The organism is Mycobacterium sp. 852002-51057_SCH5723018 (assembly GCF_001667035.1).
Lineage (GTDB): Bacteria > Actinomycetota > Actinomycetes > Mycobacteriales > Mycobacteriaceae > Mycobacterium.
This window is the reverse complement of record NZ_LZIR01000090.1, coordinates 1-14,645: the sequence shown is the minus strand read 5'-3', so window position 1 is coordinate 14,645 and position 14,645 is coordinate 1. Positions and strand designations below refer to the sequence as shown.

The following is a 14,645-nucleotide window of genomic DNA, read 5'->3' as shown; positions in this document are numbered from 1 at the left end:
GTCCACACCGTGATCGGCGGATACCAGCGGTACAGGCTGATGACCAGCAGATAGCCGACGACCGCAGCGCCGACCACCGCGGCCGTCAGGTCACGCCGCCGCAACCGGAACCGGAACCGCAGCCCCAGCCGCAGGACTGGCAGCCGGCCGCCGCAGCCGGACAATGGGCCTCGCCCGCAGCGCCGGGAAGCAACTGGGCCGGCGCCGGCCCGGCAGGCGAGTCGGACGGAGGGCGACGCGCCCGGCATTACACCCCCGACCAATCCATGGACGGCGCGCCCATTGACCCCACGCCGCCGCCATACGGCGATGCCGGCCGCCGCGCCCGGTCGCGGCACTCGGCCGAGTACCGCGACTACGGCGTGCGCAACTTCGCGGGGACGAACCAGCCGCCGCCGCCTCCGCCCCCCCCGCCGCCGGCACCCCCCGCCCCCGCGCCGCCGCCGCAGATGGCCCCGCCGCCGCACGCCGAGCCCGCACCCCGGCATCGCGGCGCCGATCCCCTCGCTCAGGACGTGGACGGCTCAGCCGATGGCCCGCCGACCGGCGGCCAGTCGGTCGCCGACCTGCTCGCCCGGCTGCAGGTCCAGCCATCGGGTGGCGGCCGGCGCCGCAGACGTGATGGCCGTGACGAGTGAGCTGGGAGCTTCCTCACATTGGGCGGCACCTGAGAATCGACTAAAGTCTTACTGACCGTCCGGTACCCCTGACACGGGACTGGAACGAACAAAGAAAGCTGTGAGGTCGTCTGCGATGGGGCAGTTCGACGGTTTGCGCCCAGCCAGGCTCAAGGTGGGAATCATCTCGGCCGGTCGGGTGGGATCCGCACTCGGTGTCGCGCTGGAGCGCGCCGACCATGTCGTGGTGGCGTGCAGCGCCGTCTCCCACGCGTCGCGGCAGCGGGCGCAGCGCCGGTTGCCCGACACGCCCGTGGTGTCGCCGCAGGACGTGGCCGCCAGCGCCGAGCTGCTGCTGTTGGCCGTTCCCGACAGCGAGCTCACCGCCCTGGTGTCCGGGCTAGCCGCCACCTCGGCAGTGCGCCCCGGCACGATCGTCGCGCACACCTCCGGCGCCAACGGCGTCGGCATCCTGGCGCCGCTGACCACTGCCGGCTGCACGCCGCTGGCAATCCACCCGGCGATGACGTTCACCGGATCCGACGAGGACGTCAGCCGGCTGCCCGACACCTGCTTCGGCATCACCGCGGCCGACGAGGTCGGGTACGCGATCGGGCAGTCGCTGGTCCTGGAGATGGGCGGGGAGCCGTTCTGCGTCGGCGAGGACGCCCGTGTCCTCTATCACGCCGCGCTGGCGCACGCGGGCAACCACATCGTGACGGTCCTCGCCGACGCGCTCGAGGCGCTGCGGACCGCGCTGCGCGGCAGTGAACTGCTCGGCCAACAAACCGTCGACGACCAGCCCGGTGGCCTCGCCGAACGGATCGTCGGGCCGCTGGCCCGTGCGGCGCTGGAGAACACGCTGTTACGGGGCCAGGCGGCGCTCACCGGGCCGGTCGCCCGCGGTGACGCCGCCGCCGTCGCCGAGCACCTGGCCGCCCTGGGTGGCGTCGATCCCGAGCTGGCCCAGGCCTACCGCGTCAACGCCCTGCGGACCGCCCAACGCGCGCACGCCCCCGACGACGTCGTCGAGGTCCTGGCGCCATGACGGCCCCACGCAAGCCCGCTTTCAATCCGGGCGAATTCAACGTCTACTCGTCGCCACGCGACGTCACCGACGTCAGCCGCGCGCTGCGCCACACCGGCCGCCGGGTGATGCTGGTGCCCACCATGGGCGCCCTCCACGACGGGCACCTGGCCCTCGTGCGCGCGGCCAAGCGGGTCCCCGGTTCGGTGGTGGTGGTGTCGATCTTCGTCAACCCGCTGCAGTTCGGCGCCGGGGAAGATCTCGACGCCTACCCCCGGACCCTCGACGACGACCTGGCCCTGCTGCGCCGCGAAGGCGTCGAGATCGTGTTCGCCCCAACGGCCGCGGCGATGTATCCCAACGGCCTGCGCACCACCGTGCAGCCCGGCCCGCTGGCCGCCGAGCTCGAGGGCGGCGCCCGACCGACCCACTTCGCCGGGGTGCTGACCGTGGTGGCCAAGCTGCTGCAGATCGTGCGTCCGGACCGGATCTTCTTCGGCGAGAAGGACTATCAGCAGCTGGTCCTGATCCGGCAGATGGTCACCGACCTCAACATCGACGTCGCGGTGGTCGGCGTGCCGACGGTGCGAGAATCCGACGGGCTGGCGATGTCGTCGCGCAACCGGTACCTGGATCCGGTGCAGCGGGAACTGGCCGTCGCGCTGTCGGCGGCGCTGACAGCCGGAGCGCACGCCGCGACCGACGGCGCCCAGGCTGCGCTGGACGCCGCCCGCGCGGTGCTCGACGCCACGCCCGGACTTGTGCTCGATTACCTGGAGCTGCGCGACCCCGAGCTCGGCCCGGTGCACGACAACGGGTTTGGCGGCTCCGGTCGGCTGCTGGTTGCGGCCAGGATCGGCAGCACCAGGCTGCTCGACAACGTCTCAATTCAGATCGGAAACTCGCCGGCACCCGTGGGGCCGGACGGACAAGCCCAATCACCTTGGAGGAACTGATGTTACGGACGATGCTCAAGTCGAAGATCCACCGCGCCACCGTCACGCAAGCCGACCTGCACTACGTCGGCTCGGTGACAATCGACGCCGACCTGATGGACGCCGCGGACCTGCTCGAGGGCGAACAGGTGACCATCGTCGACATCGACAACGGCGCCCGCCTGGTCACCTACGCCATCACCGGCGAGCGCGGCAGCGGCGTGATTGGAATCAATGGCGCCGCAGCACATCTGGTGCACCCGGGCGATCTGGTGATCCTGATCGCCTACGGGACCATGGAGGACGCAGAGGCACGTGCCTACCGGCCGCGGATCGTGTTCGTCGACGCCGACAACAAGCCCGTCGACCTGGGCCATGACCCGGCGTTCGTGCCCGCCTTCCAGATAGAGGGGGCGTCCGAGCTACTCGACCCGCGGATCGGTGCGCGGTAGCCGTGCTGCTGGCCATCGACGTCCGCAACACGCACACCGTCGTCGGACTGATATCCGGGTCCAAGGAGCACGCAAAGGTCGTGCAGCAGTGGCGGATCCGCACCGAATCCGAGATCACCGCGGACGAATTGGCGCTGACCATCGACGGCCTCATCGGGGACGATTCCGAGCGGCTGACCGGCGCCGCCGCGCTGTCCACCGTCCCGTCGGTGCTGCACGAGGTGCGGATCATGCTCGACCAGTACTGGCCGTCAGTGCCGCATGTGCTCATCGAGCCCGGCGTTCGCACCGGCATCCCGCTGCTGGTCGACAACCCCAAAGAAGTGGGCGCCGACCGAATCGTCAACTGCCTTGCTGCATTTCACAAGTTCGGCAAGGCGGCCATCGTCGTGGACTTCGGATCCTCCATCTGCGTCGACGTGGTGTCGGCCAAAGGGGAGTTCCTCGGCGGCGCCATCGCGCCCGGCGTGCAGGTCTCCTCGGATGCCGCCGCGGCCCGGTCTGCGGCGCTGCGCCGGGTCGAATTGGCCCGTCCCCGTTCGGTGGTCGGCAAGAACACCGTCGAATGCATGCAGGCCGGCGCGGTGTTCGGCTTCGCCGGCCTGGTCGACGGTTTGGTGCAGCGCATCCGCGACGACGTGGACGGGTTCTCCAGCGACTTGGGGGATCAAGTCGTGGTGGTGGCGACCGGACACACCGCGCCGCTGCTGCTGCCCGAACTGCACACCGTCAACCACCACGACCCCCACCTGACCCTGCACGGACTGCGGCTGGTGTTCGAACGCAACCGGGACGCCCAGCGCGGCCGGCTGAAGACCGCGCGCTGACGCGGTTTCACCGAGATTGCCGTGGCGGTCGTGATTGCGACCGGGGCAACGACCATGGCCGCAATCTCGACGAACGACCGCCGTGGGGAGTCCTTTAAGCTGGCACGTCGTGAGTGCTGACGAGCCGGGGGGCGAGCCCGACCTTCCGGAGCAGTTCCGGATCCGCCGGGACAAGCGCGCCCGCCTCTTGGAAGAAGGCGTCGACCCCTATCCCGTCGCCATCGAGCGCACCCACACCCTGGCGGAGGTTCGCGCCGCCCACCCCGACCTGCCGATCGACACCGCGACCGACGACATCGTCGGCGTCGCTGGCCGGGTCATCTTCGCGCGCAACTCCGGAAAATTGTGCTTTGCGACACTCCAGGACGGCGACGGCACCACTCTGCAGGTGATGCTCAGCCTCGACAAGGTCGGCCAGCAGGCGCTCGACGCGTGGAAGGCCGACGTCGACCTCGGCGACCTCGTCTATGTGCACGGCAACGTGATCAGCTCGCGGCGCGGCGAATTGTCGGTGCTGGCCGACTCCTGGCGGATGGCGGCCAAGGCGCTGCGTCCGCTGCCCGTCGCGCACAAGGAGATGAGCGAAGAGTCACGGGTCCGACAGCGCTACGTCGACCTGATCGTCCGCCCCCAGGCGCGCACGGTGGCGCGGCAGCGCATCGCCGTTATCCGCGCGATCCGCAGCGCGCTGGAACGGCGCGGGTTTCTCGAAGTCGAAACCCCTATGTTGCAGACGCTGGCCGGCGGCGCGGCGGCGCGGCCGTTCGTCACCCATTCCAATGCGCTGGACATCGATCTCTACCTGCGCATCGCGCCGGAACTGTTCCTCAAGCGCTGCATCGTCGGTGGATTCGACAAGGTCTTCGAGCTAAATCGAGTGTTCCGAAACGAAGGAGCCGATTCCACCCATTCTCCGGAATTCTCCATGCTGGAGACCTACCAGACCTACGGTACCTATGACGATTCAGCAGTGGTCACCCGGGAGCTTATTCAAGAGGTTGCCGACGAGGCGATCGGAACCCGACAACTGCCGTTGCCAGACGGCAGTGTCTACGACATAGACGGAGAATGGGCGTCGATCCAAATGTATCCGTCGCTGTCGGTGGCGCTCGGCGAGGAGATCACACCCGAGACGACGGTCGAGCGGCTGTGGTCCATCGCGGACAGGCTGGGTCCCGGAACTGGTCTAGATATTCCCCGCGACCGCGGCTACGGGCACGGCAAACTGGTCGAGGAACTGTGGGAGCACACGGTGGGCAACGAGCTGAGCGCGCCCACATTCGTCAAGGATTTCCCTGTCGAGACAACACCTTTGACACGCCAGCACCGAAGCATCCCGGGTGTCACCGAGAAATGGGACCTCTACCTCCGCGGGGTCGAACTGGCCACCGGGTACTCCGAATTGAACGACCCGGTCGTGCAGCGCGAGAGGTTCGCCGCACAGGCACGGGCCGCGGCCGCCGGCGACGACGAGGCGATGGCGCTCGACGAAGATTTTCTCGCCGCGCTTGAGTATGGGATGCCACCGTCCACAGGCACCGGAATGGGTATCGATCGGTTGCTGATGTCTTTGACCGGGCTGTCAATTAGAGAGACAGTTTTGTTCCCGATTGTTCGGCCGCACACCAGTTGAAAGCCCAACTGTACGCGTTGCCGCCGGATTGAGTATGCTGCGTTGATATGGCAGATTGGTGACCGGGGAGGTCAGTCCCAACTGCCCAGCAACTGTTCAGGACGAAACGCGAGGGTAAGCTAATGGCGAAAAAAGTGACCGTTACGTTGGTCGATGATTTCGACGGTGCGGGCGCAGCCGACGAAACGGTTGAATTTGGGCTTGACGGGGTGACCTACGAGATTGATCTTTCGTCCAAGAATGCCGCGAAACTGCGCAACGATTTGAAGCAATGGGTGGCAGCGGGCCGTCGCGTCGGCGGCCACCGGCGCGGGCGGTCGGGCTCCGGCCGCGGGCGTGGCGCGATCGACCGGGAGCAGAGCGCCGCGATCCGCGAATGGGCGCGTCGCAACGGGCACAACGTGTCCACGCGCGGCCGCATCCCGGCCGACGTGATCGACGCATTCCACGCGGCGACCTGACCAACCGTCAACCGGCGCCCGGGCGTAAAGGCCGGGGCGCCGGTTGTTTGTCATTTCGCTGCCGGCGAAAAGCTCGTCGGCCGACGCGGAAACGCTTTGGTGCTTTTCTCCGTTTAACTGTTGCGGCTTTGCTCAACAGGGGAGATGTGGCCTGGACCGCCAGGCACCAACGTTAGGAACCCTGGCGGGCCGACCATTACAGTGGATGGCAGGTACGCGATGCCGAAAGCTGTACCGATGGCAGGGAGAGCAGGTAACCACCGATGTTCGAAAGATTTACCGACCGTGCCCGCAGGGTGGTCGTCCTGGCGCAAGAAGAGGCCCGGATGCTCAACCACAACTACATCGGCACCGAGCACATCTTGTTGGGCTTGATCCACGAGGGCGAAGGCGTTGCGGCGAAGTCGCTGGAATCGCTGGGGATCTCGCTCGAGGGCGTCCGCAGCCAGGTCGAGGAGATCATCGGCCAGGGCCAGCAGGCGCCGTCGGGGCACATCCCGTTCACCCCGCGCGCCAAGAAGGTTCTGGAACTGAGCCTGCGCGAGGCGCTGCAGCTCGGCCACAACTACATCGGCACCGAGCACATATTGCTGGGCCTGATCCGTGAGGGTGAGGGCGTGGCCGCGCAGGTGCTGGTCAAGCTGGGCGCCGAGCTGACCCGGGTGCGCCAGCAGGTGATTCAGCTGCTGAGCGGCTACCAGGGCAAGGAGGCCGCGGAGGCCGGCACTGGTGGCCGCGGCGGCGAATCGGGCAGCCCGTCCACATCGCTGGTGCTCGACCAGTTCGGGCGCAACCTGACGGCCGCCGCGATGGAGGGCAAGCTGGACCCCGTCATCGGCCGCGAGAAGGAAATCGAGCGGGTGATGCAGGTGTTGAGCCGGCGCACCAAGAACAACCCGGTGCTGATCGGCGAGCCCGGCGTCGGCAAGACCGCCGTGGTCGAGGGCCTGGCGCAGGCCATCGTGCACGGCCAGGTCCCGGAGACGCTGAAGGACAAGCAGCTGTACACCCTCGACCTGGGGTCGCTGGTGGCCGGTTCGCGGTACCGCGGTGACTTCGAGGAACGCCTGAAGAAGGTGCTGAAGGAGATCAACACCCGCGGCGACATCATCCTGTTCATCGACGAGCTGCACACGCTGGTCGGTGCGGGTGCCGCCGAGGGCGCGATCGACGCCGCGTCGATCCTCAAGCCGAAGCTGGCCCGCGGCGAGCTGCAGACGATCGGCGCCACCACGCTCGACGAGTACCGCAAGTACATCGAGAAGGACGCCGCGCTGGAGCGCCGCTTCCAGCCGGTGCAGGTGGGGGAGCCGACGGTGGAGCACACCATCGAGATCCTCAAGGGCCTGCGCGACCGCTACGAGGCGCACCACCGGGTGTCGATCACCGACTCGGCGATGGTGGCCGCGGCCACCCTGGCCGACCGCTACATCAACGACCGGTTCCTGCCGGACAAGGCGATCGACCTGATCGATGAGGCGGGTGCCCGGATGCGGATCCGCCGGATGACCGCGCCGCCAGACCTGCGCGAGTTCGACGAGAAGATCGCGGAGGCGCGCCGCGAGAAGGAATCTGCCATCGACGCCCAGGACTTCGAGAAGGCGGCCAGCCTGCGCGATCGCGAGAAGCAGCTGGTGGCCCAGCGGGCCGAGCGCGAAAAGCAGTGGCGTTCGGGCGATCTCGACGTGGTCGCCGAGGTGGACGACAACGAGATCGCCGAGGTGCTGGGCAACTGGACCGGCATCCCGGTGTTCAAGCTCACCGAGGCCGAAACGACCCGCCTGCTGCGCATGGAGGACGAGCTGCACAAGCGGATCATCGGCCAGGAGGACGCCGTCAAGGCGGTCTCCAAGGCGATCCGCCGCACCCGCGCGGGATTGAAGGACCCCAAGCGCCCGTCGGGTTCGTTCATCTTCGCCGGCCCGTCGGGTGTCGGTAAGACCGAGCTGTCCAAGGCGCTGGCCAACTTCCTGTTCGGCGACGACGACGCGCTCATCCAGATCGACATGGGCGAGTTCCACGACCGGTTCACCGCGTCGCGGCTGTTCGGCGCCCCGCCGGGATACGTCGGCTACGAGGAGGGCGGTCAGCTCACCGAGAAGGTGCGGCGCAAGCCGTTCAGCGTGGTGTTGTTCGACGAGATCGAGAAGGCGCACCAGGAGATCTACAACAGCCTGTTGCAGGTCCTCGAAGACGGCCGGCTCACCGACGGGCAGGGTCGCACGGTGGACTTCAAAAACACCGTGCTGATCTTCACGTCGAACCTCGGCACCTCCGACATCTCGAAGCCGGTGGGCCTGGGCTTCACCCAAGGCGGCGGTGACAACAACTACGAGCGGATGAAGCAGAAGGTCAACGACGAGCTGAAGAAGCACTTCCGCCCGGAGTTCCTCAACCGCATCGACGACATCATCGTCTTCCACCAGCTGACCCGCGACGAGATCATCAAGATGGTCGATCTGATGATCGAGCGCGTCGGCAAGCAGCTCAAGAGCAAGGACATGGCGATGGAGCTGACCGACAAGGCCAAGGCGTTGCTGGCCAAGCGCGGCTTCGACCCCGTGCTCGGTGCCCGTCCGCTGCGGCGCACCATCCAGCGCGAGATCGAGGACCAGCTCTCCGAGAAGATCCTCTTCGAGGAGGTCGGACCCGGACAGGTCGTCACCGTCGACGTCGACAACTGGGACGGTGAGGGCTCCGGCGAGGACGCGGTCTTCACGTTCACCGGGACCCGCAAGCCGCCGACCGAGCCGGACCTGGCCAAGGCCGGGGCACACAGCGCACCCGAGACGCAGTAGCGGTTAGCGGAAACGGGCGGCGCGGCGATCGCGAGCGCGGCGTAGCCGGGCGAAGCGGGTCGCCGCGGTCGGGACTAGTCTCTCACGGGGCTGCCGCCCGTTTTTGCTGCGCTGGAAGAAGAAGGGCCCGCCTGTGCTGATCGTGACCACCAATGACCTTCCGGGCTGGGAGATCCAGCGCGTGTGCGGCGAAGTGTTCGGCCTGACCGTCCGCTCGCGAAATGCGTTCTCCCAGATGGGCGCGGGCTTCAAGGCGATGTTCGGAGGCGAGCTGGCCGGCATGACCAAGAATCTCGCCGACAGTCGCAACGAGGCGATGGGACGGCTCATCGCCGAGGCGCGCGACCGCGGCGGCAACGCGATCGTCGCGATGCGGTTCGACACCACCGAAATCGGCGACGTGTGGACCGAGATCTGCGCCTACGGCACGGCGGTGCAGGCGGTCCCGGTCACCGACGGCGCCAGATACACCGCGGGCCAGCTCGGTTACGGCGCCGCGCCCCCGCAGCAGTGACGTGCGGTCTACACTGACCACACTGCAAATTGATGGGTAACGGAATCTGGTGAAATTCCAGAGCGGTCGCGCCACTGTGCAAAGTCAGACCCGGAGCCCGTCGACATCCACCAAGCGGGACGCGGTATCCCCGGAAGGAGCCCAGCATGGCTAATCTCCCCACGACGTCCACCCGTACCCGGTCGGTTGACCTGTCGGCGGCCAGCGCGGCGCTGTGGTTGGCAGCGACCGCCTTCCTGGCGCTGCTGGCGCTCTACTTCGTGGGCATCGACCAGGGCGCGGTGTCGCTGTTCGGCACCGACTCCCACGTCCACGAATTCGTCCACGACGCTCGCCATCTGCTCGGCTTCCCCTGCCACTGACCTGGCAGCGTGGAGAAGCGTCTGATCGCACGCGGCCTGCTGGCCGGCGCGATCGGCGCGGTGCTGGCGTTCCTATTCGCCCGCATCTGCGCCGAGCCGGTGATTGGTCGCGCGATCGCCTTTGAGGACGGCCGCGCCGATGCAGAGAACGCGCACGGTGTGCACGAGCACGGCGCGGAGCTGTTCACCCGCGGGGTGCAGGCCAACGCCGGATTGGGTTTCGGCGTGCTGATTTTCGGCGTGGCGATGGGCGCCCTGTTCGCGGTGGCGTTCTGTGTCATCGCGGCCCGCGCGAGAGGCATTGCGCCGCGCCAGCTTTCGCTGCTCCTGGCGGCGGGCGCGTTCGTCGCGGTATACCTCGTGCCGTTCGTGAAATACCCGCCCAACCCGCCGGCGGTCGGCCAGGCGGACACGATCGGGGCCCGCACCGGCTGGTATCTGGTGATGATGCTGGCGTCGGTGGTGCTCGCGATCGCCGCCGTGTGGCTGGCGCGGCGGCTCGCCGCCCGGCTCGGCGCGTGGAACGGAACGCTGCTCGCGGCGGGGGCTTACCTGGTAGCGATCGTCGCGGTGGGGATGCTGCTGCCGACCACCGACGAGACGCCCGAACCATTGCGCGAGCCTTCCGGTGCGATCGTCTATCCCGGCTTTCCCGCCGACGTGCTGTACGAATTCAGGGTGGTGTCGCTGGCCACGCAGCTGGTGCTGTGGGCCAGCATCGGCTTGGTGTTCGCGACGCTTGCCCGACGGCCGCTGGAGGAACGAGTCCCGGCGTGAGCGACGTCGTCCGGCTGACGATGGTCTCGCACGCGATGACCGATGCCATGGCGGTCGGGCGTTTTCCCGCCGACGAACCGCTGAACGACATCGGTGGGCGTCGGGTGAAAAGCCTTGACACCAAAGGGGACAGCCGTCACCTCACCGCACCCGAGCGGCGTGCCCGGCAAACCGCGCAACTGCTGGGCCTGCGCGCCGTCACGGACCCGCGGTTGGCCGACCTCGATTGCGGGCGGTGGCGTGGGCACGCGCTCGGGGAGCTGAGCCCCCAAGACCTCGAGACGTGGCTGACCGACCCGGCCTGCGCGCCGCACGGCGGCGAGTCTATCGTCGACCTGATCAAGCGGGTGGCCGGCTGGCTGGAGTCGCTCACCGAGAGCACCTCGCCCACCGTGGCGGTGACCCATCCGGCGGTGATCCGGGCCGCCATCTTGCACAGCCTCGACTCGCCCCCGAAAGCCTTCTGGCGCATAGACGTTGCCCCGGTCAGCCGCACGGTGCTGCATTTCCGCAACGGCCACTGGACGCTGCGCTGGTAACTTATCGCGGCGCGATCAGCGCGAAGGCCTGCTTGGCGACCTGCAACATCCAGCCGGTGACCCTTGGTCCGTGATCGCGGGGCCAGTTGAGCTGGAAGCTGACCACCCACGGCTGCCCGGTCTTGTCGACGGCGTACCAGCTGAACGTCAAATCACCCGGCAGGCCACCGGCTTTGGCGCCGATGTACGGCCAAACGTTGCGGTCCAGCTGGATACCCGACACCGCCGAAAGGATCTGCCTGACCGGCGCGGCGGCGCCGACCGCGTCGGCCTGCAGCGCCGCGTGGACGCGGCAGATGTCCTCGGCGTTGCCGTACCACTCCGCGCCAAAGCTCGAGGCCGGGGTGTGGGCGCGGGTCGGATCCGGGTTGTACGCAGTGGAATTCGCCTGCTCCAGCAGCTGGGCGCGGACTTGCGGAGATCCCTGCTTCCATTGGTCGCGCAGATCCGGTTCACCCCACCCGACGGAGAACAGCTCGTACATCGTGGGGAACGGCGTCATGCTGGCCGGATCGTGGTGGCCGGCGGTGACCAGCGCCTCCTCTATCGCGTGCGTGCCCATCCGCCCGATCAGCAGGTCGGTGGCCATGTTGTCGCTGGTGGCGATCATCTTCTCGGCGGCCGTGCGGACCGAAACATGGGCCCCGGCAGGCAGTTCCAAGCCAGACGAGCCGACCGCCCTGCTTTTGTCGGTGACGGTCAACTGATCGTCCCACGACACGGTCCCGTTCTTGACCGCACCCGCCAGGGCGTGCAGCACATACAGCTTGAAAATCGATGCCAGCGGCAAAGGTTCGCCGGTGTTGGCGCCCGCGACCGGGTCGCAGTGACCGTTGTCGACCTTGGCGGCCTGGTAGGAATAGCGGGCGCCGGTCTTGCTCAGCACGGCGTCGACGTCGTGCCATGAGCTGACCTTCGGTGCCTGGGTTTCGACGTCGAACCGGTCGACGCGCCCGTCGTCGTCGGTATGTATCCGGATGTTTTGCCGGGCGCCGTACGAGGAGATCAGGTGCAGCGTGGCCACGCTGGCGCCGATGTCGACGCCGTCGAGGGTGAAGGGACGGTCCCACCAGAGCCCTTCCATGGTGGTTTCGACCGAGTCGACCTGGTCGGGCGCGGCGAGGGTGCCGACCCCCACCGGGCCGATGGGCCAGTCCGAGTTGAGCATGTCCAGGGTCTGCTGGGCCCGGATCCCGGGGGGCGTCCGGGTGTCGATCTGCCGGCCCGGATTCGCGGCGTTTGCGTGCGGGGAGGGGGAGGGTGCGCAACCCGGCGCCAGGGTCACCACCAGTGCCGCGGCGGCGCTCAACGCCGCGACGCGGCGCCGCGCCGGCCGACCGCTAGCCAGTCTGGTCGTTCCCGGCAACGTCCAGCACGACCTCAAATTCCAGCAGCGATGCGCCAGTCGCCACCGGATTGGCTCGGTGTCCAGCATGGGCCTCGATGGCGGGGCCGTTCGCCCACGCCTGGAACGCTTCATCGGACTCCCACTGCGTCACCACGAAGTAGCGGTCCTCGCCCTTGATGGGGCGCAGCAGCTGGAAGCCGAGGAATCCGGGTTGGTTCTCGACGGCGTGCGCGCGGTGGGCGAACCGCTTCTCCAGTTCGGGACCAGCTTCTGCGGGCACCTCGATTGCGTTGATCTTCACCACTGGCATTCCGTTAGGCTACCGCGCGCCTCCACTTGTTCGAAGCCAGGGCAGCCCACGCAAGATGGAGATATGTCCAGGGATCTGCTGACCTGCCACGGCGGACAAGGTGAGCCATTGGTGCTGGTGCATGGCCTGATGGGCAGGGGCAGCACCTGGTCGCGGCAGCTACCGTGGCTGACCCGGTTGGGCACTGTGTATACCTACGACGCCCCGTGGCACCGGGGCCGCGACGTCGACGATCCGCACCCGATCAGCACCGAACGCTTCGTGGCCGACCTGGCCGACGCGGTGGGCGCGTTGGGGGCGTCGGCCAGGCTGGTCGGCCACTCGATGGGGGCCTTGCACTCGTGGTGCCTGGCCGCCGAGCGCCCGGAGCTGGTTTCGGCGCTGGTGATCGAGGACATGGCGCCCGACTTCCGCGGCCGCACCACCGGTCCGTGGGAGCCCTGGCTGCACGCATTGCCGGTCGAATTCGCCTCCGCCGAACAGGTCTTCGCCGAGTTCGGCCCCGTCGCCGGGCGGTACTTCCTGGACGCTTTCGACCGCACCGAAACCGGTTGGCGGTTGCACGGCCACACCTCGCGGTGGATCGAGATCGCCGCCGAGTGGGGCATCCGCGACTATTGGGCGCAGTGGCAGGCCGTCCGCGCGCCGGCGCTGCTCATCGAGGCGGGCAACTCCGTCACCCCGCCGGGCCAGATGCGCACGATGATCAAAAAAAGTTTTGCTACGACGTATTTGCGCGTCCCGCAGGCCGGCCACCTGGTTCACGACGAAGCGCCGCAGGTATACCGCGAGGCGGTCGAATCCTTCTTTGCGGGGCTCCGAACGGGCGCCTGAACCGGCTATTCCACCTGACCTCGATGAGCTGATGGAGTCCAGTTTCGCCGCATCGAGAACGACACCTCGGATCGATTCGGCGAAGACGACCCTGCGATGGCCGCACCGATTATGGGCTGGCCTCTCCCCTGTCGAGGTCTCTAAGCGCGACACGCGCGGCATGGTTGCCGCACATGCCGTGCGCTCCAGGACCGGGTGGGGTGGCGGCCGAGCAGATGTACATGCCTGGTACGCCAATATTATACGGCGACCACGTGATTCGCGGGCCGAATACCAGCTGGCGAATGTCCTTGGCGCCCGTCATGATGTCGCCGCCGACAAAGTTATGATTGGAGGCGGCGAATCGCCTTGTGCTGGTGGTGACTTGACCGACAACGCAGTCGCGGAATCCCGGGGCAAATCGCTCGATCTGAGCAATGATCGCCGCGGTGGCGTCGCCGGTATAGCCGTTGGGCACGTGGGCGTAGGCCCACACTGGGTGGATGTTGCCGACCGAGCGTTGGGAATCGGCCAGATACTGTTGTCCGACAAGGACGAACGGACGCTCGGGCATGCGACCAGCGTGTACGTCGCGCTCGGTGGCGGCCAGTTCGGCGTATGTGCCCGCCACGTGTACCGTTCCGGCGCGGCGTGCGGCCGGGTTCGTCCACGGGACACCGCCCTGAACGGCGAAGTCGACCTTGAACGCGCCGGGCCCCCGGCGAAAACGCCGGTACTCGCGTGCGACTCGTTGCGGCAGCCGGTCGCCGAGTATGTCGGCGACCGCCTCTGGCGCGAGGTCGAACATCTTCACCTCGGCGGGCGGCAGCTGGCTCGCGACGTCGATGCGCACACCCGTTTCGATCTTGCCGCCCAGATCCGTCAGCAGCGCTGCCAGCGCGTTGGTGATCGATTGCGAACCACCGGCCGCGACGGGCCACCCGTGCCGATGCCCTGCGGTGAGAATGCCCAACCCGATCGCCGACGTCATCGGATAGTGCAGCGGCCGAAAGGCGTGCGCCGCAACGCCTCCGAACAAAGCCCGCGCCTGCCTGGTGCGGAACCACCCGGCAAGTGTGGACGCGGGCAGCAGGGTTGGGGCGGCGGCCCGCCCCCCCCCCCCCCCCGGGGGGGGGCCCCCCCCCCGCCGGGGGCCGGGGGCCTCCGGGGGGGGCCCCCCCCCCGCCCGCCCCGCCCGCGCCGCCGCCTAACCGCTGCCGGCCGGGTCTGCC

Annotated in this window: 15 protein-coding genes and 2 pseudogenes; 13 read left to right on the top strand and 4 right to left on the bottom strand. The window is 68.1% G+C overall.

Annotated features, from left to right (window positions below; translation table 11 throughout):
• Window positions 1-104 (bottom strand): annotated as a pseudogene (locus tag A5764_RS28475) (DUF3180 domain-containing protein); the annotation flags it as partial.
• A 162-nt stretch (window positions 105-266) separates the two neighbouring features.
• Between A5764_RS28475 and A5764_RS19235 the strand changes: the two are divergent.
• The 12 genes from A5764_RS19235 (at window position 267) to A5764_RS19180 (ending at window position 10,942) form a co-directional block, all read left to right on the top strand.
• Window positions 267-638 carry a hypothetical protein gene (locus A5764_RS19235; RefSeq protein ID WP_067115605.1) on the top strand — a complete coding sequence of 124 codons (372 nt, stop codon included), beginning with the start codon at window positions 267-269 and terminating at the stop codon, window positions 636-638.
• Window positions 639-753: 115 nt separating this feature from the next.
• Window positions 754-1,665, top strand: coding sequence for a Rossmann-like and DUF2520 domain-containing protein (locus A5764_RS19230; RefSeq protein ID WP_067115603.1), 912 nt, complete (start codon window positions 754-756; stop codon window positions 1,663-1,665).
• Window positions 1,662-2,600, top strand: a complete 939-nt coding sequence (panC, locus tag A5764_RS19225; protein WP_067115600.1) for a pantoate--beta-alanine ligase — start codon at window positions 1,662-1,664, stop codon at window positions 2,598-2,600. The genes A5764_RS19230 and panC overlap by 4 nt, the downstream gene beginning before the upstream one ends.
• Entirely contained in the window at window positions 2,600-3,031 is a 432-nt protein-coding gene (panD, locus tag A5764_RS19220) for an aspartate 1-decarboxylase (RefSeq protein ID WP_067115597.1), read from the top strand. Before panC ends, panD begins: the two co-directional genes overlap by 1 nt.
• Before the next feature lie 2 nt (window positions 3,032-3,033).
• The gene (locus A5764_RS19215) at window positions 3,034-3,858 is read left to right on the top strand and encodes a type III pantothenate kinase (protein WP_067115595.1); all 825 of its coding nucleotides are present in this window, start codon (window positions 3,034-3,036) and stop codon (window positions 3,856-3,858) included.
• A 109-nt stretch (window positions 3,859-3,967) separates the two neighbouring features.
• Window positions 3,968-5,491, top strand: a complete 1,524-nt coding sequence (gene lysS / locus A5764_RS19210; RefSeq protein ID WP_067115592.1) for a lysine--tRNA ligase — start codon at window positions 3,968-3,970, stop codon at window positions 5,489-5,491.
• 122 nt (window positions 5,492-5,613) lie between these two features.
• Window positions 5,614-5,952: a histone-like nucleoid-structuring protein Lsr2 gene (gene lsr2, locus A5764_RS19205; protein WP_067115589.1), complete on the top strand. Its 339-nt coding sequence runs from the start codon at window positions 5,614-5,616 to the stop codon at window positions 5,950-5,952.
• A gap of 263 nt (window positions 5,953-6,215) precedes the next feature.
• Complete coding sequence (clpC1, locus tag A5764_RS19200; protein WP_067115586.1) at window positions 6,216-8,750, top strand: ATP-dependent protease ATP-binding subunit ClpC; 2,535 nt, start codon at window positions 6,216-6,218, stop codon at window positions 8,748-8,750.
• Between the two features lie 133 nt (window positions 8,751-8,883).
• Window positions 8,884-9,264 (top strand): YbjQ family protein, encoded by a 381-nt coding sequence (locus tag A5764_RS19195; protein WP_067115583.1) that lies wholly within the window; start codon window positions 8,884-8,886, stop codon window positions 9,262-9,264.
• Between the two features lie 146 nt (window positions 9,265-9,410).
• The gene (locus tag A5764_RS19190; protein WP_067115580.1) at window positions 9,411-9,626 is read left to right on the top strand and encodes a CbtB-domain containing protein; all 216 of its coding nucleotides are present in this window, start codon (window positions 9,411-9,413) and stop codon (window positions 9,624-9,626) included.
• Window positions 9,627-9,635: 9 nt separating this feature from the next.
• A complete protein-coding gene (locus A5764_RS19185; protein ID WP_067115577.1) occupies window positions 9,636-10,403 on the top strand; it encodes a CbtA family protein in 768 nt (255 codons plus the stop codon).
• Entirely contained in the window at window positions 10,400-10,942 is a 543-nt protein-coding gene (locus A5764_RS19180; protein WP_067115574.1) for a histidine phosphatase family protein, read from the top strand. The genes A5764_RS19185 and A5764_RS19180 overlap by 4 nt, the downstream gene beginning before the upstream one ends.
• 1 nt (window position 10,943) lies before the next feature.
• Here the strand turns inward: A5764_RS19180 and A5764_RS19175 are convergent, their stop codons facing one another.
• Both A5764_RS19175 and mhuD read right to left on the bottom strand, forming a co-directional pair.
• Complete coding sequence (locus tag A5764_RS19175) at window positions 10,944-12,308, bottom strand: serine hydrolase (protein ID WP_067115571.1); 1,365 nt, start codon at window positions 12,306-12,308, stop codon at window positions 10,944-10,946.
• The gene (gene mhuD, locus A5764_RS19170) at window positions 12,283-12,600 is read right to left on the bottom strand and encodes a mycobilin-forming heme oxygenase MhuD (RefSeq protein ID WP_067115567.1); all 318 of its coding nucleotides are present in this window, start codon (window positions 12,598-12,600) and stop codon (window positions 12,283-12,285) included. Before mhuD ends, A5764_RS19175 begins: the two co-directional genes overlap by 26 nt.
• A 63-nt stretch (window positions 12,601-12,663) precedes the next feature.
• On the opposite strand from mhuD, the gene A5764_RS19165 reads away from it, so the two are divergent.
• Window positions 12,664-13,434 (top strand): alpha/beta fold hydrolase, encoded by a 771-nt coding sequence (locus tag A5764_RS19165; protein WP_067115565.1) that lies wholly within the window; start codon window positions 12,664-12,666, stop codon window positions 13,432-13,434.
• Between the two features lie 109 nt (window positions 13,435-13,543).
• Here the strand turns inward: A5764_RS19165 and A5764_RS19160 are convergent.
• Window positions 13,544-14,524: pseudogene (locus tag A5764_RS19160) on the bottom strand (phytoene desaturase family protein); the annotation flags it as partial.
• Window positions 14,525-14,645 lie beyond the last annotated feature (121 nt).

Bases quoted from the DNA above. Each gene is read 5' to 3' on its own strand.
- A5764_RS19235 (WP_067115605.1), top strand. From the start codon at position 267: ATGGACGGCGCGCCCATTGACCCCACGCCGCCGCCATACGGCGATGCC.
- A5764_RS19230 (WP_067115603.1), top strand. From the start codon at position 754: ATGGGGCAGTTCGACGGTTTGCGCCCAGCCAGGCTCAAGGTGGGAATC.
- panC (WP_067115600.1), top strand. From the start codon at position 1,662: ATGACGGCCCCACGCAAGCCCGCTTTCAATCCGGGCGAATTCAACGTC.
- panD (WP_067115597.1), top strand. From the start codon at position 2,600: ATGTTACGGACGATGCTCAAGTCGAAGATCCACCGCGCCACCGTCACG.
- lsr2 (WP_067115589.1), top strand. From the start codon at position 5,614: ATGGCGAAAAAAGTGACCGTTACGTTGGTCGATGATTTCGACGGTGCG.
- clpC1 (WP_067115586.1), top strand. From the start codon at position 6,216: ATGTTCGAAAGATTTACCGACCGTGCCCGCAGGGTGGTCGTCCTGGCG.
- A5764_RS19190 (WP_067115580.1), top strand. From the start codon at position 9,411: ATGGCTAATCTCCCCACGACGTCCACCCGTACCCGGTCGGTTGACCTG.
- mhuD (WP_067115567.1), bottom strand. From the start codon at position 12,600: ATGCCAGTGGTGAAGATCAACGCAATCGAGGTGCCCGCAGAAGCTGGT.
- A5764_RS19165 (WP_067115565.1), top strand. From the start codon at position 12,664: ATGTCCAGGGATCTGCTGACCTGCCACGGCGGACAAGGTGAGCCATTG.